General features: G+C 49.1%; 14 protein-coding genes and 3 CRISPR repeat arrays (1 of these 17 cut by a window edge). Of the genes, 4 read left to right on the top strand and 10 right to left on the bottom strand.

Annotated elements, in window-relative coordinates; translation table 11 throughout:
* Positions 1-133: a CRISPR direct-repeat array (repeat unit 37 nt; unit sequence GTTTCAATCCTTGTTGTACTGGATTTACCTCTCGAAG) (it extends 706 nt beyond the left edge of the window).
* A 1,372-nt stretch (positions 134-1,505) separates the two neighbouring features.
* Positions 1,506-2,555: a CRISPR direct-repeat array (repeat unit 24 nt; unit sequence GTTTCAATCCTTGTTATAGTGGAT).
* A 1,377-nt stretch (positions 2,556-3,932) separates the two neighbouring features.
* A CRISPR array of direct repeats spans positions 3,933-4,332; the repeat unit is 37 nt; unit sequence GTTTCAATCCTTGTTGTACTGGATTTACCTCTCGAAG.
* Positions 4,333-4,757: 425 nt separating this feature from the next.
* The 5 genes from AB9P05_RS02145 to AB9P05_RS02125 all read right to left on the bottom strand — a co-directional run bounded on the left by AB9P05_RS02145 (position 4,758) and on the right by AB9P05_RS02125 (position 12,826).
* Positions 4,758-5,447, bottom strand: coding sequence for a DUF3347 domain-containing protein (locus tag AB9P05_RS02145; RefSeq protein WP_371907171.1), 690 nt, complete (start codon positions 5,445-5,447; stop codon positions 4,758-4,760).
* A gap of 15 nt (positions 5,448-5,462) precedes the next feature.
* Positions 5,463-7,247 (bottom strand): efflux RND transporter periplasmic adaptor subunit, encoded by a 1,785-nt coding sequence (locus AB9P05_RS02140; RefSeq protein ID WP_371907170.1) that lies wholly within the window; start codon positions 7,245-7,247, stop codon positions 5,463-5,465.
* On the bottom strand, positions 7,228-8,526 hold the full coding sequence (locus AB9P05_RS02135; protein WP_371907169.1) for a TolC family protein: 1,299 nt from the start codon (positions 8,524-8,526) through the stop codon (positions 7,228-7,230). Before AB9P05_RS02135 ends, AB9P05_RS02140 begins: the two co-directional genes overlap by 20 nt.
* On the bottom strand, positions 8,523-12,365 hold the full coding sequence (locus AB9P05_RS02130) for an efflux RND transporter permease subunit (protein ID WP_371907168.1): 3,843 nt from the start codon (positions 12,363-12,365) through the stop codon (positions 8,523-8,525). Before AB9P05_RS02130 ends, AB9P05_RS02135 begins: the two co-directional genes overlap by 4 nt.
* 77 nt (positions 12,366-12,442) lie before the next feature.
* Positions 12,443-12,826: a hypothetical protein gene (locus AB9P05_RS02125; protein ID WP_371907167.1), complete on the bottom strand. Its 384-nt coding sequence runs from the start codon at positions 12,824-12,826 to the stop codon at positions 12,443-12,445.
* A 428-nt stretch (positions 12,827-13,254) separates the two neighbouring features.
* Here AB9P05_RS02125 and AB9P05_RS02120 point away from each other — a divergent pair, with 428 nt between their 5' ends.
* From AB9P05_RS02120 to AB9P05_RS02105, 4 genes are all read left to right on the top strand, one after another.
* A complete protein-coding gene (locus AB9P05_RS02120) occupies positions 13,255-13,653 on the top strand; it encodes a hypothetical protein (RefSeq protein ID WP_371907166.1) in 399 nt (132 codons plus the stop codon).
* 717 nt (positions 13,654-14,370) lie between these two features.
* Positions 14,371-14,949, top strand: coding sequence for a dihydrofolate reductase family protein (locus AB9P05_RS02115; protein WP_371907165.1), 579 nt, complete (start codon positions 14,371-14,373; stop codon positions 14,947-14,949).
* Between the two features lie 32 nt (positions 14,950-14,981).
* Positions 14,982-15,164, top strand: coding sequence for a hypothetical protein (locus tag AB9P05_RS02110; protein WP_371907164.1), 183 nt, complete (start codon positions 14,982-14,984; stop codon positions 15,162-15,164).
* Between the two features lie 424 nt (positions 15,165-15,588).
* Complete coding sequence (locus AB9P05_RS02105) at positions 15,589-16,470, top strand: hypothetical protein (protein ID WP_371907163.1); 882 nt, start codon at positions 15,589-15,591, stop codon at positions 16,468-16,470.
* A gap of 82 nt (positions 16,471-16,552) precedes the next feature.
* Here AB9P05_RS02105 and AB9P05_RS02100 read toward each other — a convergent pair whose 3' ends face one another.
* The 5 genes from AB9P05_RS02100 to AB9P05_RS02080 form a co-directional block, all read right to left on the bottom strand.
* Positions 16,553-16,735 (bottom strand): pinensin family lanthipeptide, encoded by a 183-nt coding sequence (locus AB9P05_RS02100; protein WP_371907162.1) that lies wholly within the window; start codon positions 16,733-16,735, stop codon positions 16,553-16,555.
* A 31-nt stretch (positions 16,736-16,766) separates the two neighbouring features.
* Positions 16,767-17,627: a hypothetical protein gene (locus AB9P05_RS02095; RefSeq protein WP_371907161.1), complete on the bottom strand. Its 861-nt coding sequence runs from the start codon at positions 17,625-17,627 to the stop codon at positions 16,767-16,769.
* A 1,016-nt stretch (positions 17,628-18,643) separates the two neighbouring features.
* Positions 18,644-18,814: a pinensin family lanthipeptide gene (locus tag AB9P05_RS02090; RefSeq protein ID WP_371907160.1), complete on the bottom strand. Its 171-nt coding sequence runs from the start codon at positions 18,812-18,814 to the stop codon at positions 18,644-18,646.
* 196 nt (positions 18,815-19,010) lie between these two features.
* A complete protein-coding gene (locus AB9P05_RS02085; RefSeq protein ID WP_371907159.1) occupies positions 19,011-19,175 on the bottom strand; it encodes a pinensin family lanthipeptide in 165 nt (54 codons plus the stop codon).
* 1,088 nt (positions 19,176-20,263) lie between these two features.
* Positions 20,264-20,452, bottom strand: coding sequence for a pinensin family lanthipeptide (locus tag AB9P05_RS02080; RefSeq protein ID WP_371907158.1), 189 nt, complete (start codon positions 20,450-20,452; stop codon positions 20,264-20,266).
* Positions 20,453-20,492 lie beyond the last annotated feature (40 nt).

The raw sequence follows: 20,492 nt of genomic DNA, 5'->3' as shown, positions 1-20,492 counted from the left end.
AATCTAAGGTAATGGGTTTTAAGTGTTTCAATCCTTGTTGTACTGGATTTACCTCTCGAAGAATATGATTCCATCCGTCATCGGATTGCTCGTAAGGTTTCAATCCTTGTTGTACTGGATTTACCTCTCGAAGGCGATTTTCCGTGTAAGAAAAAGATAGCCAGAGAGATAAGGTATTTTTACTATCGGTCTTTTTTGCTGTTTTATCATGTCAAAGAACCATTTTCAGGGCGTTTTAGCCTGATTTGCGCAAGCGTAATCCATTGATGGATAGTGCTTTATCCCCTGTTTTGGCGGGTGCTTAAATAAATTCACACCCGGAAGCGTTCATTAGCTTACCTACAGGCAAAATAAGGATTTTATTCCGGTAAGAAAGAACGGTACCACTATTTGCAGTGTCCAAGGGCCCTTATTTCAATTATGCTGTTAATAATATACTACCGCGGAGTTGTACCGGGCCGCGATCGGTCCCGTGGTTGCCATTTCGGGAAGTTGTACTTCCCATTGCAGGCTGTCGGATGAGACGCCACAAGTCGCGATATGTACCATAGGCATCCCCATGGAACGCCTCTACAGGTGCATGTACTTACCTTTGCGTATACCGGCACAAGTGCTGACTTCTATTATTCAATTACTCTATTACTTAACAATTCACTCATTAACTACCTTCTACTACCTAGGTAAAAAATTCCCCGCCTAATTTAGGCCGGGGACCGGTTTAGCGGATGCTAAACCAGGGGCGGTAACCAGCAGGATGTCCGGACGCCTCTCTATGTTAGTTCTTGTCTGGAAGCCCCTTGAGTCCTTAGTCCAGGCACGGGACCCTACTTCCCATGTGTCAGTTAGCAAGTATATATCAAGTAGAGTCATTGCGCTTCAATCCTTGTTGTAGTGGATGTTGCTCTCGAAGTGATGGCCACCGGCTGGGTCCTACTCACGAAAACGACGTTTCAATCCTTGTTGTACTGGAACAGGCTCTCGAAGATGAGCGTATGTGGGAACCTGTAAGTCCGGTGATGAGTTTCAATCCTTGTTGTACTGGATCCGGGCTTGCGTTCAAGTTGCTCTCGAAGTCAATCCTACATAATAATACCTTTCAGCCACTTTCTGTTTCAATCCTTGTTGTACTGGATGTTGCTCTCGAAGGGATGGCGCTGCGCCTTCTTCCCAGGGGTATTTCTTGCCATACTCGTGTTTCAATCCTTGTTGTACTGGATGTTGCTCTCGAAGACGGTAAGGGATTCGAAACCCTGGGCCTTTCAGGCCACGTTTCAATCCTTGTTGTGATGGATTTACCTCTCGAAGAATCCTATCCCATTGCTCTATAGGTTCAGTAATACGGTTTCAATCCTTGTTGTGATGGATTTACCTCTCGAAGTTCCACAGGTCCGCCGTGCGGTCATTGCTCCGGATCCGTTTCAATCCTTGTTGTTGTGGATCCGGGCTTGCGTTCAAGTACCTCTCGAAGTTCCGGGGGAAACAGTGGACTTGTGCGATTCAATCATGTTTCAATCCTTGTTGTGATGGATTTACCTCTCGAAGTTAACCCCTCGACAGAATAGGTTTATAGAGGCAATGTTTCAATCCTTGTTGTACTGGATTTACCTCTCGAAGAGGGTGGGATGAAACCCTGGCCAGGCTTGCCAATACTGTTTCAATCCTTGTTGTAGTGGAACAGGCCCTCGAAGTGGTTGAGCCTTTACGTAAACCCCGTGGGCTTTGGCCATTTCAATCCTTGTTGTAGTGGATCCGGGGTTGCGTTCAACAGGCTCTCGAAGAACACGCGCGGAAATTGTGACCGATGTGCCCTACGGTTTCAATCCTTGTTGTAGTGGATTAGGCTCTCGAAGAATATACCGGGTTTTCGGATGAGCAGCATCAGGTGCGTTTCAATCCTTGTTGTAGTGGATCCGGGCTTGCGTTCAAGTTGCTCTCGAAGATAGCAAGACGAACCCGATACCCGAACAGCGTGATAGTTTCAATCCTTATTGTAGTGGATCCGGGGTTGCGCCCAACAGGCTCTCGAAGAGTATCTCACCGCTGACGAGTTCAGGCAATTGGATGAGTTTCAATCCTTGTTGTACTGGATCCGGGCTTGCGTTCAAGTTGCTCTCGAAGTGCGATTACTCACGCTACACCCCCTTTCCTAAAGTGATGTTTCAATCCTTGTTATAGTGGATTAGGCTCTCGAAGTATGTTTTTGTAGATGAAAACGACCCAAATATAAATGTTTCAATCCTTGTTATAGTGGATTAGGCTCTCGAAGGAAGATGCAGGCAATGTTCGCGGCCGCCAGCATAAGCAGTTTCAATCCTTGTTATAGTGGATTAGGCTCTCGAAGTGCATGAAAATGCGACTTTTTACAAGGGAGGAGAAAGTTTCAATCCTTGTTATAGTGGATTAGGCTCTCGAAGTGGATATACCAGGAGAGATGTTTTCTCGTATGGGCAGTTTCAATCCTTGTTATAGTGGATTAGGCTCTCGAAGTCGCCGAACTGGCTCTTGAGTTCAAGCTGGTTGTCAGTTTCAATCCTTGTTATAGTGGATTAGGCTCTCGAAGGCGATTTTCCGTGTAAGGTTAAGATATCCAGAGAGATACGGCATTTTTACTATCGGTCTTTTTTGCCGATTAATCATGTCAAAGAACCATTTTCAGGGCGTTTTAGCCTGATTTGCGCAAGCGTAATCCATTGATGGATAGTGCTTTATCGCCTGTTTTGGCGGGTGCTCAAATAAATTCACACCCGGAAGCGTTCATTAGCTTGCCTACAGGCAAAATAAGGATTTTATTCCGGTAAGAAAGAACGGTACCACTATTTGCAGTGTCCAAGGGCCCTTATTTCAATTATGCTGTTAATAATATACTACCGCGGAGTTGTACCGGGCCGCGATCGGTCCCGTGGTTGCCATTTCGGGAAGTTGTACTTCCCATTGCAGGCTGTCGGATGAGACGCCACAAGTCGCGATATGTACCATAGGCATCCCCATGGAACGCCTCTACAGGTGCATGTACTTACCTTTGCGTATACCGGCACAAGTGCTGACTTCTATTATTCAATTACTCTATTACTTAACAATTCACTCATTAACTACCTTCTACTACCTAGGTAAAAAATTCCCCGCCTAATTTAGGCCGGGGACCGGTTTAGCGGATGCTAAACCAGGGGCGGTAACCAGCAGGATGTCCGGACGCCTCTCTATGTTAGTTCTTGTCTGGAAGCCCCTTGAGTCCTTAGTCCAGGCACGGGACCCTACTTCCCATGTGTCAGTTAGCAAGTATATATCAAGTAGAGTCATTGCGCTTCAATCCTTGTTGTAGTGGATGTTGCTCTCGAAGTGATGGCCACCGGCTGGGTCCTACTCACGAAAACGACGTTTCAATCCTTGTTGTACTGGAACAGGCTCTCGAAGATGAGCGTATGTGGGAACCTGTAAGTCCGGTGATGAGTTTCAATCCTTGTTGTACTGGATCCGGGCTTGCGTTCAAGTTGCTCTCGAAGTCAATCCTACATAATAATACCTTTCAGCCACTTTCTGTTTCAATCCTTGTTGTACTGGATGTTGCTCTCGAAGGGATGGCGCTGCGCCTTCTTCCCAGGGGTATTTCTTGCCATACTCGTGTTTCAATCCTTGTTGTACTGGATGTTGCTCTCGAAGACGGTAAGGGATTCGAAACCCTGGGCCTTTCAGGCCACGTTTCAATCCTTGTTGTGATGGATTTACCTCTCGAAGAATCCTATCCCATTGCTCTATAGGTTCAGTAATACGGTTTCAATCCTTGTTGTGATGGATTTACCTCTCGAAGTTCCACAGGTCCGCCGTGCGGTCATTGCTCCGGATCCGTTTCAATCCTTGTTGTTGTGGATCCGGGCTTGCGTTCAAGTACCTCTCGAAGTTCCGGGGGAAACAGTGGACTTGTGCGATTCAATCATGTTTCAATCCTTGTTGTGATGGATTTACCTCTCGAAGTTAACCCCTCGACAGAATAGGTTTATAGAGGCAATGTTTCAATCCTTGTTGTACTGGATTTACCTCTCGAAGAAAAATGATTATGTCAGCGTAATTTTGCTCGGTAAGGTTTCAATCCTTGTTGTACTGGATTTACCTCTCGAAGATTTATTATAACAGGTAGATTAAGCTTTTCTCGGATGTTTCAATCCTTGTTGTACTGGATTTACCTCTCGAAGTGATAGACCACGGACGCTGATAGAAGCCATTAAAATGTTTCAATCCTTGTTGTACTGGATTTACCTCTCGAAGTTGTATAAGAGGTACCAAAAAATAGTAGCTCTATAGTTTCAATCCTTGTTGTACTGGATTTACCTCTCGAAGGCGATTTTCCGTGTAAGAAAAAGATAGCCAGAGAGATAAGGTATTTTTACTATCGGTCTTTTTTGCTGTTTTATCATGTCAAAGAACCATTTTCAGGGCGTTTTAGCCTGATTTGCGCAAGCGTAATCCATTGATCGATAGTGTCTTATCACCTGTTTTGGCGGGTGCTTAAATAAATTCACACCCGGAAGCGTTCACTTGCTTACTCACAGGCAAAATAAGGATTTTATTCCGGTAATAAAGGACGGTACCACTATTTGCAGTGTCCAAGGGCCCTTATTTCAATTACTCTATTACTCAATTATTCTGTAACTCTATTATTCAATTACTCTGTTACTCTATAATTCTATTACTCTATTACTCATTAAAAAAGCCGCCGGCGTTTCCACCAGCGGCTTTTTTGTAATGTTGTGATCAGGAGGAGATTACATCTCGATCGTCTCTTCCACGCGGCCGCACTTCAGCATCGCATCGCCGAAGTAAGGGTTTTTGATTTCCTCTTCGCCACTGATCCAGTAAGCACCTTTGTTATCAAAGGCCATAGGGCAGTACTGGTAATACAGCGTCTGCTCGCTGCCAAATGTTTTTGCCAGGGCATATACCGTGCTGCTCAGTTCTTCAAACGACTTGCGCTGCATAGGCAGATCACGCGTCACGTTGATCGATACCGCGTCGTCGCTAAGCTTTTTCATAGCATTTTTTATATACTCGATCTGGTCTGCAGGCACGTCCGCCATATTGCTTTCGTCAAGCTTAAACCTTACAAGGGGGCTTGCCGCGTGGCTTGCTCCTTCTGCATTGTCCATTGCCAGGCTCGTTTTAATGTCCAGGTAGTGCGTCATTACCTCACTTACCTGTGTCTTTATAGCCTCTGCAGGCTGGTCAAAGCTGGCAGGTTCTACAGGAGTCGCATTACCTTCCATGCCCTCGTCACCCTCCATAGCCCCCATGTCACCATGGTCACTATGGTCATGGCCTTCATGGCCATCCATTTCGCTCACTTCGGAGGTTTCAGTCTCTTCGTTTGCCTCTTCATTGTTAGCGGTATTGTCGCAGGCAGTAAATGCCAGAAGCGCTACTATCGTCATAGCAGCAATAAATCTCACACGTTTCATCTTAGAATTGTTTTGTTATTTGATAGATGGTTGATTACTCTTTTCGTTCAGCACGGCCTTTACCTCCCCGCAGGTCAGCATCATGTCACCGTAATACGGATTACGCACCTGCTCCGACAGGCTCAGCCAGTCCGCCCCTTCGTTATTATCTGCCATAGGGCAGTGCTGAAGGTACAGCAGGTCCTCCGTTATGTCAAAGGTAGTGGCCAGCTCGATCATTCGCTCGCTCAGGTCAATGAAAGCCTTCCGCTGCGTATCGATGCTGGAGACACCCGCTATGTCCTTCGCTGCCATCAGCATAGGCTGCTTCACGTTATTCCACCGTTTTCTTCCTTCAGCAGGCAGGGCAGATTCTTCCGTTGCCAGAATGGCCTTCACCAGTTTTTCCGCTTCCTTCATCACTTCCTCTTCCTTAGCCGCCACTAACAGGTCTTTAATATAAAGGTATTTTTCCAATACGCCTTCCAGTTGTTCCTTCGCTTTCGCGTTTAACGGCTGGTTAAGAGGCTTTTCGCTCATTTTCATTTCCCTCTCCTGCGGGTTGTTCATCATACTTGGCTTATTGCTAAGCTGTGCTGCCGCATCCACGCTAAAGGTGCCATTCGTCACCACCCGCTCGCCTGCCTGCAGACCGCTTTCCACCAGGTAGCTGTCACCGGCCCCTTCGCCAAGTACCACCTCACGCATGTTGAAGGTAGGCTTTTCCGTACCCGGTTCCTTCACATACACCACCGAGCGCGTGCCCGTCCACAGTACCGCCGAGCGCGGCACCAGCAGTTGCTCGCCCTGACCGGCCAATTGGGCATCCAACCGGCCGCTGATCAGCATGCCCGGCTTCAGTACATCCGCCTGGCGGCGTACCGGCCCGCGCACGATGGCCGTACGCTCGTTTGTATCGATCACCGGCTGCACAAAGTTAATGGTGGTGGTGAATGTCTCTCCCGGTACCGATGGCGTGGTAAATGACACCTCGTTGCCTTCCTTCACGAAAGGCAGTTCGCTTTCATACACGTTGAATACCGCCCACAGTTCCTCCAGGTTAGCTACCGCAAAGAGCACCTGCCCCTGCTGCACATAGTCACCCGGCTTCACCTTCTTCTCCGTCACCACGCCGCCTTCCTGGGCGAATACCGTCACCGTATTTTGTACCGTGCCCGAGGCCAGTATTTTATCTATCTGCGCGTTGCTTAGCTTCCAGTTACGCAGCTTTTGCCGGGCCGCCTCAAAGAGCGCCGGGTTGCTTTCGCGAAAGTCCTCCGCCTCCAGCAGTTCACGCTGCGCCGTGACCAACTCAGGTGAGTAAATACGTGCGATGGCCTGCCCCCGCTTGATCTCCTCACCCGTTACCGTAATGTAAAGTTGCTCGATACGACCCGGAAACTGCGCCACCTGGCTGTATTCCCGGCTTTCATCCTGCATGATGCGGCCATCCAGGCGCAGCGTCTTGTCACCCGAGCCCGTTCCTATCAGCGTTGTTTGCACATTGGCAAGGCGCATAGCACTTTCAGACATGCTCACCGCCTGTGAGTTGGCGTCGTCGCCACCCTCATCCATAGGGATCAGGTCCATGCCGCAGATAGGGCAGTCCCCCGGCTCCGGCTGGCGTATCTGCGGGTGCATGCTGCAAGTCCACACCTGCTCCCCCGCTTCCGTCGTCACCAGGCTGTCCCCATTGTGTTCATGGCCGGCCTCTGTGCCGTTTCCTCCGCCCGATATGACGGCAAAGAGCAGAGCGCCCACGATCATGCCGAAGAGCAGGAGCACCAGCGCAGGTTTCAGGTTATTCTTCAGTTGACTCATTTTCTTCCGTTATGACAGACCGGTCCGAACCGGTCAGGTATACGATCTTTTTAGCATTCACAAATTGCCGGGTCAGGGATTCATTCAGCCCCATTTGATAGCGCAGTATCTGCTGCTGCACGTCCAGCACATTTGTCAGTGACTCGTCTCCCGCCCCATAGGTGGAGATGAGCAGATTAAGCGTTTTGTCCGCCAGGTACGTCTGTTTTTTATAGAGTTCTGCATCCGTGGAGGCATTACGGTAGTCCGACACCGCCTCCAGGTAGTCCGCCGTAAGCATATTTTCCATAGCCTGAAGGCGGGCCTCAGCCGCTTCCCTGTCAAGGGCGGCCTGGCTCTGCTGTGCCTTATATTTTTTTCGGAAAATGGGCAGCGACACCGATACCATTGGCATTATCGCATCCTGTCCGTTGTCCGGCATCGTCATATCCTCCCTCTTTCCGGTAATGACATAATCGATACCTGCCCCCAGCATAGGGCGCGACTGCAGCCGTACCACCTCTTCACGCTGGCGGGCCGCCTCCACGCTTTGGCGCGAGCCTTCCAGCCGGTACTGGGTGGCAACAGCTTCCCTGGCTACGGCTGCGGCGGGCAGCTCTGCCAGCAGCGAGTCCGGGGTGGTCACCGCTGCCTCAGGATCCCGGTATAGGGTCAGGTTAAAGGTAGCCACCGCCGTCTCCAGGTCCTGCTCCTTTCGTTTGATCACTGTTTCCAGCTCACTTGCCGCAAGTTGCACCTTCAGTACGTCCGCCAGGGAGCCTTTCGCATTTTCATAGCGGGTCAGCGCGATTCGCTCCAGGCTGGTCACCAGCGCCTCCTGTTCGTGCAGCAGGGCCGTATCCTGACGCAGCCGGTAGATGGCGGCATAGCGGCGGTGTGCTTCCAGGGCAGTAGCAGCCCGGCTCTCCAGGTAATCGTAGTAAGCCGCGCGGGCGGTGACCACGGCCAGTTGTTCACGGACGGAGAGGCTACCGAACCAGGGAAACATCTGCCGTAGGCCGAGCCGGGCCTGTTGGGGCCCCACGCGCGTCTCGATGGGGGAAATGAACACTCCCGCCGTAAGCTGAGGGTCCTCGAGCTGGCCCGCCTGGTCCACTACCTCTTTCATCGCCAGCCACGTCTTTTCCCTGGCTACCAGTTCCGGGTTATTATCCAGAGCCACCTGCACATACCAGTTTTCCGCCAGGGTGCTGTCCTGAGCCCGGGCCGGTAAGCAGAGCAGCAGCGGTGCCAGCAACAGGCTGAGGCTTAGTCGTATCATTTCAGTCCCTGTTTTCATTTCTCTTCAGATTTAAACGCTTCCGCGCCCCACTTGCTTTTCTTTACCTTGCGTTCCATATACATGGCATAGAGTACCGGCACCACAAAGAGGGTGATCAGCTCTATGGCCATACCGCCAAATGAAGGGATCGCCATGGGCACCATAATATCCGACCCGCGGCCCGTGGAGGTAAGCACCGGCAACAGCGCCAGCAGGGTAGTAGCCGTAGTCATCAGGCAGGGCCTGATCCGGCGGCTGCCCGCCTCCGCCACCGCCTCGTGTACCTCCTTCCGGCCTTCCGGCTCCCGGTCACCGTTTACCTGCTGCAGGTAAGTCGCCATCACCACCCCGTCATCCGTAGCGATGCCGAATAGGGCGATAAAGCCTACCCACACAGCCACGCTCAGGTTTACCGTACCCATCTGGAACAGGTCGCGCATATTCTGCCCCGCCAGGCTAAAGTCTGCAAACCACGGTTGGCCGTAAAACCAGAGCATGATAAAGCCTCCGGCAAAGGCCACAGCAATGCCGCTGAATACCATGCCGGTGACGGCCACGGAGCGGAACTGCAGGTAGAGCAGCAGGAAAATAAGGGCCAGCACCAGCGGCACAATGATGGACAGGCGCTTTTCCGCCCGCACCTGGTTCTCATAGCTTCCCGCAAACTCGAAGCTCACACCTTCCGGCACCTTCAGGCGGCCATCAGCTATACGTGCCTGTATGGCCCGGCGCGCATCCTCTACCACTGACACTTCCGCAAACTCCTGCTGCCTGTCAAACAGCACGTACCCGATCAGGAAGGTGTCTTCGCTGCGGATCATCTGCGGGCCTTTTACATAGTTCATCGTCACCAGATCGCCCAGCGGCACCTCTGCACCCGTAGGCGTAGGGATCAGGATTTCCCGCAGGCTCTCAGGGTTATCCCGTAGTTCGCGCGGGTAGCGTACCCGTACCGGGTAGCGTTCGCGGCCCTCCACGGTAGAGGTCAGCGCCATACCCCCCACGGCCACCTCTATGTGCTTTTGCAGTTGCTGCACCGTAAGGCCGTAGCGCGCGATCGCCTGCCGGTCTATCTCCAGTGTCAGGTAAGGCTTGCCCACCATACGCTCCGCAAAGACCGTTTCCTTCTTAATAGAAGGCACATTCATCAGCACCTTTTCCAGTTCAAAGCCAAAGGTCTCTATAGTACGCAGGTCCGGGCCTTTGATCTTCAGGCCCATAGGCGCCCGCATACCCGTTTGCAGCATCACCAGGCGGGTTTCTATTGGCTGCAGTTTAGGGGCTGAGGTCACCCCCGGCACCTTAGTCGCCATGACGATCTCATCCCAGATGTCGTCCGGGCTTTGAATGCCATCCCGCCACTGCCGCAGGTACTCCCCGCCGCTGTCGGGTATCAGATTCTCCGAGTCCACGACCTGGAAACCTTCTGACGGGTCATAATAGGTGCTGTCTTTCAGCATAAACCGCCCCTCGTCATCTGTACGGAAGCGCATCCGGTGGCCGTCCTCATCCATGGCGTACTCTGCCTTGTAGATGATCACGTTCTCAAACATGCTGATAGGGGCAGGATCCAGCGCACTATTCACGCGCCCCAGCTTACCCACTACCTCCTCCACTTCCGGGATAGAGGCCACAGCCATATCCAGGTAGCGGAGCGTCTCTTTATTATACTCGACACCCGAGTGCGGCATGGAGGTAGGCATAAGCAGAAAGGCCCCCTCATCCAGGCTGGGCATAAACTCCTCGCCTATACCGGGAAAGGTATGCACCATAGCCGACCACGGGCCGGAGGTACGGATATTGACCCCTACCACATCAAAGCCCTTGGCAATAAACCCGAACAGGGTATTGAAACCGAGCCAGATCATGGCGCCCCAAATGATCAGGAAGGTAGGGATACTGAGAAAGAGAGCCTTATTCCGCAGGCACCACATCAACATGGGCCTGTAAAAGTAAATAACAGCATAAAACAGGCCGAGCAAGGCACCTATGGCCACCGCCATCAGGATAAAGTTGATAATGAAAGGCACGGAAGGCCCAAGGGGCAGCCACTCGTAGCACAGTAATATGGACACGGCAATTACCACAATGATGGTACGGCCCAGCGGGCGATAGCTTTCCAACCGGCGGTCATACAAGGTATAAATGTTCCACCCACCTATAGCAATGAGCACTAGCCCCGCCCATACGAAGCCCATAAAGAGCAGCACCATGCCGCCTGCTGCCAGGATAGCGTTCAGCAGCAGGCTGGCGTTTTTCTTTTTACTTTTTGAGAAAAATAACCACTGCGCAAAGGCGGGAATAAATACCAGGGTCACCAGTACCGCTGCCACCAGCGCAAAGGTCTTGGTCCAGGCCAGGGGACGGAAGAGCTTACCTTCAGCCGCCTCTAGCACAAATACCGGGATAAAACTGATGATGGTAGTGGCAATGGCGGTGAGGATGGCGGGAGCCACCTCAGTGGCGGCGCGGTACACCAGCGTGACAGGGGCGTAGGGCGTGCCGGACTCATCGTTTCGCTCCTGCTCCTTATGCCGCAGGATATTTTCCGTAAGGATGATCCCCATATCCACCATGGTCCCTATGGCAATCGCGATGCCGGACAGGGCCACAATATTCGCATCCACCCCAAAGTAGCGCATGGCGATAAAGCACATAAGCACCGCCACCGGCAGCAGGCCGCTGATGAGCACCGAAGCGCGCAGATTGACCACCATGATGATGACCACAATAATGGTAATGAGTATCTCCAGCGTCAGCGCCTCTTCCAGCGTGCCCAGCGTTTCCTTTATCAGCGTCGTGCGGTCATAAAAGGGCACCACCGTTACCTTAGACACGGTGCCGTCATCCAGCACCCGCGTGGGCAGGCCGCCGGCTATTTCTTCTATTTTCGCCTTTACATTATTGATAGCCTCCAGCGGGTTAGCCCCCTCACGGGCCACCACCACGCCGCCTACTACCTCAGCACCGCCTTTATCCAGTATACCGCGCCGGGCTGCCGGGCCCATCATCACCCGCGCCACATCGGCCACCTTCACAGGCGTATTATTACTTACCGCCACCACGGACTGCTCCAGGTCTTCCAGGTTCTTCACATAGCCCAGCCCGCGGATGAAGTACTCCACGTTATTCACCTCTATCGTCTTAGCGCCCACATCCAGGTTACTGCCGCGCACACTGGCCACCACCTGGTCCAGCGTAATGTCATACGCCTGCAGCTTGTCCGGGTCCACATCCACCTGGTACTCCTGCACATAGCCGCCAATGCTCGCTACCTCACTTACCCCACCCGCGGAGTTGAGGGCGTAGCGCACGTAATAGTCCTGTATGGAGCGCAGCTCCTGCAGGTCCCAGCCGCCCGTCGGGTTGCCCTCCTCATCGCGGCCCTCCAGCGTGTACCAGAATATCTGCCCCAGTGCCGTTGCGTCCGGCCCCAGCACAGGCTGCACACCGTCCGGTAGCACCCCCGGGGGCAGGGCATTGATCTTTTCCAGGATACGCGAGCGGCTCCAGTAAAATTCGATGTCCTCTTCGAATATGATGTAAATACTGCTGAAGCCGAACATAGACGTGCTGCGTACCGTCTTCACGCCCGGTATACCCAGCATGGCCGTAGTAAGGGGATAGGTGATCTGGTCATCCACATCCTGCGGACTGCGGCCGGGCCACTCAGTGAATACGATCTGCTGGTTTTCCCCGATGTTAGGAATAGCATCTACCGGCACCGGGTCGCGCGGCAGCCACTCCAGCGGCCACGTGAAGGGAGCCGTGGACAGCCCCCAGCCGGTAAGCGCAACCAGTATGATCACGGTGACCAGCTTATTATGTAAAAAGAACCTTATAAATGAATTGAGCATAACAAATAGCGTGTGAAATGGACACAAAGGGACCATGCCGCAACCTTATAAGGTGCGGATAACAAGCTATGTTATGCTTAACAGCGGAAGTTTTGGAAAAGGATGGACAGCGCCGGTCCCGATCGGGGAGGGGAAGTGTCCGTAGGGTAGCCCTCGTTCAGGCCGGTTTCGGCCAGCGGGGCATAGGGAGTAAAGTGATCGATAACAGCTACCAGGGTGGCAGGCGCTAGCTGAAAACCAAATGAGAAAGTCTGCTGCTCCTGGGTCTTTTCCAGTGTCACCTCATGGTCACAGCAGCCGGACCGCTCGCCCATACTGCTGCAGCAAGGCTTCATATCCAGCTCACCCACCACTACCGTGTGCTCCTTCAGCTCACCCATACAGACATGGCTATAGAAAGGCACCCCCGCCGAAATAATCAGCAGGTAGCAGGATAATATAATATGGAGAGCCGCTCTCATTTGTAACTAAAGTACGAAATTACACAATATTTTGTTCAATCGTAATTTTTTCATCCTTCGTTGGGTGGATGTGGATGGTAGTGTGCCAGCAGAGAGGCTTAATGTGTTGACCGTACCGCCTGTTGCCGGGGGCACAAGAGCATTCCTAGCCAAGGGCAGAGCACAAAATTCAAACGTACGCCTTTAGCGACTTAGCGTAAAGAAGAGGACAGTCAGGGTCGGGCAAAAGGAATACCTGCGCCAGGGTGTGCTAATCCGTTGGGTAGGTTTTACTATTTTTACCTGTACAAATGACAAGGCATTCAATACCCATAAAGACATACAGAGGATCTAGTCGACTAGCCAAAATCCTATCGGCTTTTGCGTACGGAGCATTTTTAGGCTTTCTAATACTAGGCATCTTTAAGCAGATAGATTTAAACGTTCCTATGTATCTGGTGGTAGGTGTACTGATTCTTATAGCTGCAGGTATTGTGTCAATAATATTATTGTCGATCAAAAATGATTGGGCACTGAAGAAGTTTTTTAAAATAACGGGAGAATTAAACCTGGAGCAAGGCCTGTTTGATCTGAAGCCTGGTGCCGACGCTCAAATATATGTCGACGCTCAGTATATAAAGGGAGAGGTCCACGGGAAGTATGTAAGGGAGGGGAGTGGAAATAGTATTACGCTTGTCAGGGACAAACGGGCCATATCTGAGATAACCTTTATTCTCGAAAACAGGCAACAGATGGCTATCGTGCATGATTACTTTCAGGAAATGAATAAATCCGGGTATGATATCCGCTTTGAGCCCTTTGTACCAATAATCCCACGGTTTTTATAGTATAATGACAAGGTAGTCATTACCATGTACCCGCTAACCTAACGCACTATTCCCGGCCGGGGAACGAGAGCCGGAATCTGTCGACAAATCGTACTTGGCTGGCTTAATGAGATCCCGCGAGTATAGCAGGAGGCTATTTTTAATTCAATTGTCTGCTATTCGCCACAAGTCGCGATGAATCGCGTCCCTACACGTGCCTGTAATTACGTTTCCCTATACCGGAACAAGTGCCAAATTCCATCATTTCAATTAATCTGTAATTCAATTACTCTGTAACTCTATCATTCACCCATTCTCTCATTCAATATTCACTCATTAGTAACCTTTCTGCAATCCGGGACAAGCCGCGATAAATCGTACCATGGCATCCCCACAGTACGCCTCTACGGGGTGTTTCAATAATTCTATTAATCAATAATTCTGTACCCGTTAACTTAAAGTGCTATTCCCGGCCGAGGAACGAGAGCCGGGATCCGTCGGCCAATTGTACTTGGTTGGCTTAATGAGCCCCACACGTATAGAAGGAGGCTATTTTTCAATTCAATTGTCTGCTATTCGCCACAAGTCGCGATGAATCGCGTCCCTACACGTGCCTGTAATTACGTTTCCCTATACCGGAACAAGTGCCAAATTCCATCATTCAATTAATCTATAATTCAATTACTCTATTAATTATTCCTTCTATCCTTCAAAATTCATTCATTAACTTACCATTATATGAGAACACTCAAACTGCAGGCTCAGATGACGCTGGACGGATTCGTTGGCGGACCTAATGGGGAAATGGACTGGATGACTATGCCATGGACGGATGACGTGAACGCTTATGTTGAGGGTTTGCTGAAAAACGTGGATTGCATGCTGCTGGGGCGTAAGCTGGCGCAAGGTTTCATTCCGTACTGGGCCGGCGTGGCGGATGATAAGGATAATCCCGAGCAGTCCAGCGGCAAATATTTCACTAATCTCCGAAAGGTGGTGTTCTCTAATAGCCTGGACGAGTCGCCTTGGGCAGATAAAAATGCCACGCTGGCTAGTGGGGATTTAGTAGAGGCTGTCAACAGGTTAAAGCAGGAAGAGGGCGGCGATCTGTACGTGTGTGGCGGAGCCACCTTTGTGTCCGAACTGATCAGGCACAACCTCATAGACGAGTATCATCTTTTTATCAACCCCGTAGCAATAGGCAAGGGACTACCCATCTTCGATAAACTGGAGAACAGGCAAAATCTTAAGCTACTGAAATCACTGTCCTTTCAGTGTGGCATCACCGTACTGAATTACGTGTCTGATTGGGATTAGCTTTGGTGGTATTTTTTAGCCAATTTTCTGCTATGGACAAGCTGTCGCGCTTCATCAAAAAACTGGATGATACGAATACGCGAGTGGGAAAGGCCATCCAAACAGTAGAAGACGGCGTAGGCTACGCCCAAGACCTCGCCAAGCACTACAATAATATAGCCGAATGGTGCGGCCTGCCCCAGGTGCCCCGGCTCTTCCTAAAGAAGGAGAAGTGATTATTTCTAATGGATAATTAATGAAGCCGTTAACTTAACGCACTATTCCCGGCCGAGGAACGAGAGCCGGGATCCGTCGGCAAACCGTACTTGGTTGGCTTAATGAGCCCCACGCATATAGCTGGAGGCGATTTTTAATTCAATTGTCTGCTATACGAGAGAAATCGCGATGAATCGCGCCTCTACGGGGTGTTTCAATAATTCTATTACTCAATAAATCGGTAATTCAATTACTCTATTATTCTATTCTCTGTAATTCAATTACTCTGTAACTCTATCATTCACCCATTCTCTCATTCAAAATTCACTCATTAGTAACCTTTCTGCTATTCGCCACAAGTCGCGATAAATCGCGCCTCTACGGGTGTTACAATAAAAAAGACCTTCACATTGCCTATTTTTGATGCGGAACTTAATAGTAAATATGAAAAAACTGCTTTTTACCCTCTTCATGTGCTTTCTGGCCATTATAACCTACTCGCAAGAAGAGGAAGGGCCTATCAATTTACCCACTACTAACTTATTCATTGATCTGCCGGAAGGGTATGAGATAGTAACCGAGCTGGAAGAGGCAGCGAATCTGTCACCCGGCAAGATTCTTTTTTTAGAGTTGCCTCCCAAAACTGCCAGGTCCTTTGACAAGATAGATAGTGCCCAACTGGCAAAGGGCATGGAGGTCCTGTCCTATTCAGAGATTAGCCTTAGCGGCCTGGAGGGTAAACTTATGGAGTATAAAGATAGCCTGGTGAAACTCATTTTTCTGGTTAAAGGCGAAACCGCGGCATATACATTCTTTGCGCCTTATAAAGAGGGAAACTTAAATGAAAAAAGGGAGATTATAACAGCTTTCCATTCTCTATACCGTAACGCAAATGTAACGCCTGATATCTATTCCGATATTTTCTTTTCATTAGATGAAGCTTCGGCGGGGTTTAGATTATACAGTAAATACCGGGATATATATTATTTCTACCTCCCTGGAGACGTAACAGATGCGGATGAGCCTGCCATTACCGCTACAGTAATGCTAATTACCGGAGATATGTATATTTCGCACGGCGGTCCAAGTAATCACATGAAAGGTTTTATCGAACGCCTGTTATACGACCCGGCAAGTGCAAACATAGTAATAGACGGACAGCCAGGATTAGAAGCTATCCATGCTACAGATTCAGGGGATAAATCATCTTACTACTTGGGCGTTAAGGTAAAAGAGGGCTATCTACTGGCTGTTGGGTCGGCTCCCTCAGAAGCCTTTAATGCAGCAGTTTTCAGAGAACTGTTCAGCACGCTGAAGTTCAAATAAGCGTCACTGACTTTCTGCCAAAAAAAATAAGGCTGTCCGCATGAAGCAAACAGCCTTTTTATATCTATAGCGATCTTTTAAATCAGATACACGTATCGATGGTGCAACCGCGAAGGGTAGGGCACGCGTCGATCCAAGAACAGTTAGGATCATTGAGGCCGGTTTCTTTCTTAGGAGCACCACCTTTGGCAGTTTGAACGGTGTTGTTCTCAATTCCGGTCACGAAGCTTTTTAGCTTCAGGTCGTTTAGTTTCATCTTTTTCATAACGTATTTCTTTATGGTTAAAAAGTGATAGTCATGCAACTACCTCTGCAAAGATACGCTTTTTCGGGTTTCCACCTATATCAGCGAGGCTATCTGGCATAGACGTCAAGTCAAGAATGAAAGCAGTTGAAAAATAGCATGTTAGCCATTCCCCACCCGTCAGCTGACGGGTGGGGATAGGATAAAAAAGGTGACACACTTTTTTATTCAGGGGCGGGATCTCCCTTTCAGTGGGCCGCTTAGTCTGAGCCAACTTTTCCCCGGCCCTACCCGCTGGACCGCCCCCACCATCAGCTGACGAGCCGCTCACATCTTCATCACCCCCTGCATATAGCTCCTCCTCATATTCCGTCACATTTCCTGCTGCATCTGCCGCTTCCACCCGTACCCTTACCCCATTCACTGGATCCACATCACCTTTAAGGTTATAAGCATACACCTCATTCGCTATCAACTCATCACACTCACCCCTTTCCAATACAGCACCCCTTCCATCCATTACCGTCACCCGCAAAGAACAAATGCCAAAATCATCAGACGCATATACTTTCAGCACCTCACCCGCCGTTCCCGTAAACCCCTCTGCTACCACCTTTTCCACCACCGGCGCATGCATATAGTCCCTCACCGCCAGGTTCTGCCATGAGATAAAACCCTCCGCTGCCGCCGCATACTTCGCAAACAGCCCATCATCCTCCTTCACCCGCTTGCTATACGCCGTAGCCTCCCTGAACCGTCTGTGATGCGCCTTTTGCTTTTCACTCAGAGGTTTCGATGATGTTGCCGGCCGGGCAGACACAATCGTCCTACCCGCCCGCTGCCGGTACACAATCGCACCTCGCACCATACCTCGCGCACCCTCTATCCATGGATTATTTTCTATGACAGCCATTATGTTGAAGCGTTATATTACCTGAATATTTCTGTCAAAAGTAACCCGCAGCAAGACACCCCCTCTTTTCAGGTAAGATTATCAGTATATATAATGACAATACATATAAACCCCACACACCCCAAACTATAATATATCTTATATCAGCCCCTTTCTTATCCCGTGCCCATCCTGTGGGTATCCCGTGGGTATCCTATAGGCATATGCCCCTTACCTACACGCACGCCTATTTATAACTATTCCTGGACATAGAGAACAGACCCATGTGCCAACCGCCCAAACCATCCTATATGATCACCTCATGTACCTTCCTGCTTAAAAGCGAAAAATTTGCCCTATTCCCACCTACACCGCCATTCCTGCGGCCTAGCCCCCATCGGGGACCGAAACTCCTTCCCTGTTTTAGGGAAGGTGGCCGCGCCTGCAATGCTTCACTCCATCATATGCCTATTTGAAAAACAAATGTCATAGCTGCAACCACAGCCCCCTCGCGGACGGAAGGGTACCTGGCAGATAGTCGGCTAAATGTACCAGAGGCCAAACTTTTTTACCTGGCCTCCTGCGTCATAGAAAACCAACCGACATAGGCCGGAAACTCCTTCCCTGTTTTAGGGCATAGCCGTCAAGCTAAGGGCCTACGATGCTAATTTTGATGATTAGCTTATAAAAATGTCGTACTCTGCAGCGATAGGCACAAATAATTCCCCTCCCTTAGGTATAGCCGTCAAGTTAAGCACACAAATTACTGTAAATCAATTAATAAGAAGTGAGTCCCCTTTTGGGACCATAGCCGTCAAGCCAAGCACCAATTCCCCTCCTGTGGGAATAGGAGAGGTCCGACTTTCGGGGTGGTACATGCAGCAAATCGCAAGAGAGTAATCATTTCAGTGTACTTCTACTTTTAACTTGACGGCTATGGGCTATCTCGGGCGAGAGTCTTTTTATTGTGAGTAGCGGTTGTGGCAAAAAAAAGCCACACAGAAATCTCTGTGTGGCCCGATATCATCAATGGATGATTAGCACTCAACAATAGTGCAACCACGTCCTGAAGGACACTTATCTACTGCAGAGCAGTTAGTATCCTGAAGGTCAGTTTCTGCTCCGCCTTTGGCAGTTTTAGAAACATTAACATCCATACGTGTTACAAAGCTCTTGAGCTTCAGCTCATTCAGTTTCATCTTTTTCATAATAGTATATTTATTAGTTTATAATAAAACAAGGAATTACCTGCTCTGTCTCGGTATACAAGACTATAGACCATAGAGTCTGGCTTGCCTCTTTTAATAATGAGGTAAAGCCATCCGCTAAGTCGAACAGGGCTTGACATGAAATATAGGGATCGTAGATTTTACCCTACTCCCTTGTATGATTATACTGTGGGTCTTAGCAAAGAGCCGTACAACGAGCGGTAGGACAGATATCCACTGCAGAACAGTTAGTGTCGTTCTGGTCAGTTTTTCCTCCACCTTTAGCTGTTTTAGAAATGTTTGCTTCCATTCCTGTTACAAAACTGCTCAGTTTCAGGTCGTTCAGTCTCATCTTCTTCATATCGAAATATTTTTAGTTTTTTCAGATGTGGCGAATCTCACGATTTGCCGTTTCAATTACAAAGCAATTTCTATACAAATATTGTTTCCAAAAACTGATTTTTATCTCAATCTATTGGTATCTAAACATTTAATCACAAAAGAAAAATATTGCTTAGATAATAAATTTGTGAATTTAAAATAATTCGACTATGAGGTGATTTTTCGGTGTTTTTCACTGATTATTGAATGTGGTTATTTATAAATGAATCTGATATTCTCTGATTCTGTCATTCACAATTCATTCCTAAAAACCCTGCCAGCCGGACTACACCCGAAACCATCATTACTACCAATGACTACGATTCTGTAATTAAAAAAATCAGTAATTCTATTACTCTATCATTCACCCATTCACCCATTCAAAATTCACTCATTAATACCCCTCCAGCCGGGATCCGGTACAATTACTATTATTCAATAATTCTGTAATTCAATTACTCTGTTACTCTATCATTCACCCATTCAAAATTCACTCATTAATACCCCTCCAGCCGGGATCCGGTACAATTACTATTATTCAATAATTCTGTAATTCAATTACTCTGTTACTCTATCATTCACCCATTCAAAATTCACTCATTAATACCCCTCCAGCCGGGATCCGGTACAATGACTACTATTCAATAATTCTGTAATTCAATTACTCTGTTACTCTATCATTCACCCATTCACCCATTCAAAATTCACTCATTAATACCCCTCCAGCCGGGATCCGGTACAATGACTACTATTCAATAATTCTGTAATTCAATTACTCTGTTACTCTATCATTCACCCATTCAAAATTCACTCATTAATACCCCGCCAGCCGGGTCCGCTACAATGACTACTATTCAATAATTCTGTAATTCAATTACTCTGTTACTCTATCATTCACCCATTAAAAATTCACTCATTAATACCCCGCCGGCCGGCTCCGGTACAATGACTACTATTCAATAATTCTGTAATTCAATTACTCTGTTACTCTATCATTCACCCATTCACCCATTAAAAAAGCCATCTACTTTGCAGCAGATGGCTTATAATAAGTTTGAAAGAGTTGTATCAGGCGCCGAAGCAGTTGTGGTTAGACTCCTCGCAGCCTACGTCTTCAGTGCCGCAGAAGCCGCCGCCTCCGCCGCTTACTTCCTGCTCTTCGGAAATGACCCTGGCCAGGCCGCCGCGGATCTCATTAGCCGCTGTGATAAAACTCTTTACAGAAAGGTCTTCGATTCTCAGTTTCTTATTTTTCATGGTATAATATGATTATTGTTCCATGTAAAATAAGGAATTT

Source organism: Roseivirga sp. BDSF3-8, from assembly GCF_041449215.1.
Classification (GTDB): domain Bacteria; phylum Bacteroidota; class Bacteroidia; order Cytophagales; family Cyclobacteriaceae; genus JBGNFV01.
This window is presented reverse-complemented; position numbering and strand designations above follow the sequence as displayed.

Coding starts and splice junctions, on each gene's coding strand:
- AB9P05_RS02145 (WP_371907171.1), bottom strand. CDS start 5,447: ATGAAACGTGTGAGATTTATTGCTGCTATGACGATAGTAGCGCTTCTG.
- AB9P05_RS02140 (WP_371907170.1), bottom strand. CDS start 7,247: ATGAGTCAACTGAAGAATAACCTGAAACCTGCGCTGGTGCTCCTGCTC.
- AB9P05_RS02135 (WP_371907169.1), bottom strand. CDS start 8,526: ATGAAAACAGGGACTGAAATGATACGACTAAGCCTCAGCCTGTTGCTG.
- AB9P05_RS02130 (WP_371907168.1), bottom strand. CDS start 12,365: ATGCTCAATTCATTTATAAGGTTCTTTTTACATAATAAGCTGGTCACC.
- AB9P05_RS02125 (WP_371907167.1), bottom strand. CDS start 12,826: ATGAGAGCGGCTCTCCATATTATATTATCCTGCTACCTGCTGATTATT.
- AB9P05_RS02120 (WP_371907166.1), top strand. CDS start 13,255: ATGTATCTGGTGGTAGGTGTACTGATTCTTATAGCTGCAGGTATTGTG.
- AB9P05_RS02115 (WP_371907165.1), top strand. CDS start 14,371: ATGAGAACACTCAAACTGCAGGCTCAGATGACGCTGGACGGATTCGTT.
- AB9P05_RS02110 (WP_371907164.1), top strand. CDS start 14,982: ATGGACAAGCTGTCGCGCTTCATCAAAAAACTGGATGATACGAATACG.
- AB9P05_RS02105 (WP_371907163.1), top strand. CDS start 15,589: ATGAAAAAACTGCTTTTTACCCTCTTCATGTGCTTTCTGGCCATTATA.
- AB9P05_RS02100 (WP_371907162.1), bottom strand. CDS start 16,735: ATGAAAAAGATGAAACTAAACGACCTGAAGCTAAAAAGCTTCGTGACC.
- AB9P05_RS02095 (WP_371907161.1), bottom strand. CDS start 17,627: ATGGCTGTCATAGAAAATAATCCATGGATAGAGGGTGCGCGAGGTATG.
- AB9P05_RS02090 (WP_371907160.1), bottom strand. CDS start 18,814: ATGAAAAAGATGAAACTGAATGAGCTGAAGCTCAAGAGCTTTGTAACA.
- AB9P05_RS02085 (WP_371907159.1), bottom strand. CDS start 19,175: ATGAAGAAGATGAGACTGAACGACCTGAAACTGAGCAGTTTTGTAACA.
- AB9P05_RS02080 (WP_371907158.1), bottom strand. CDS start 20,452: ATGAAAAATAAGAAACTGAGAATCGAAGACCTTTCTGTAAAGAGTTTT.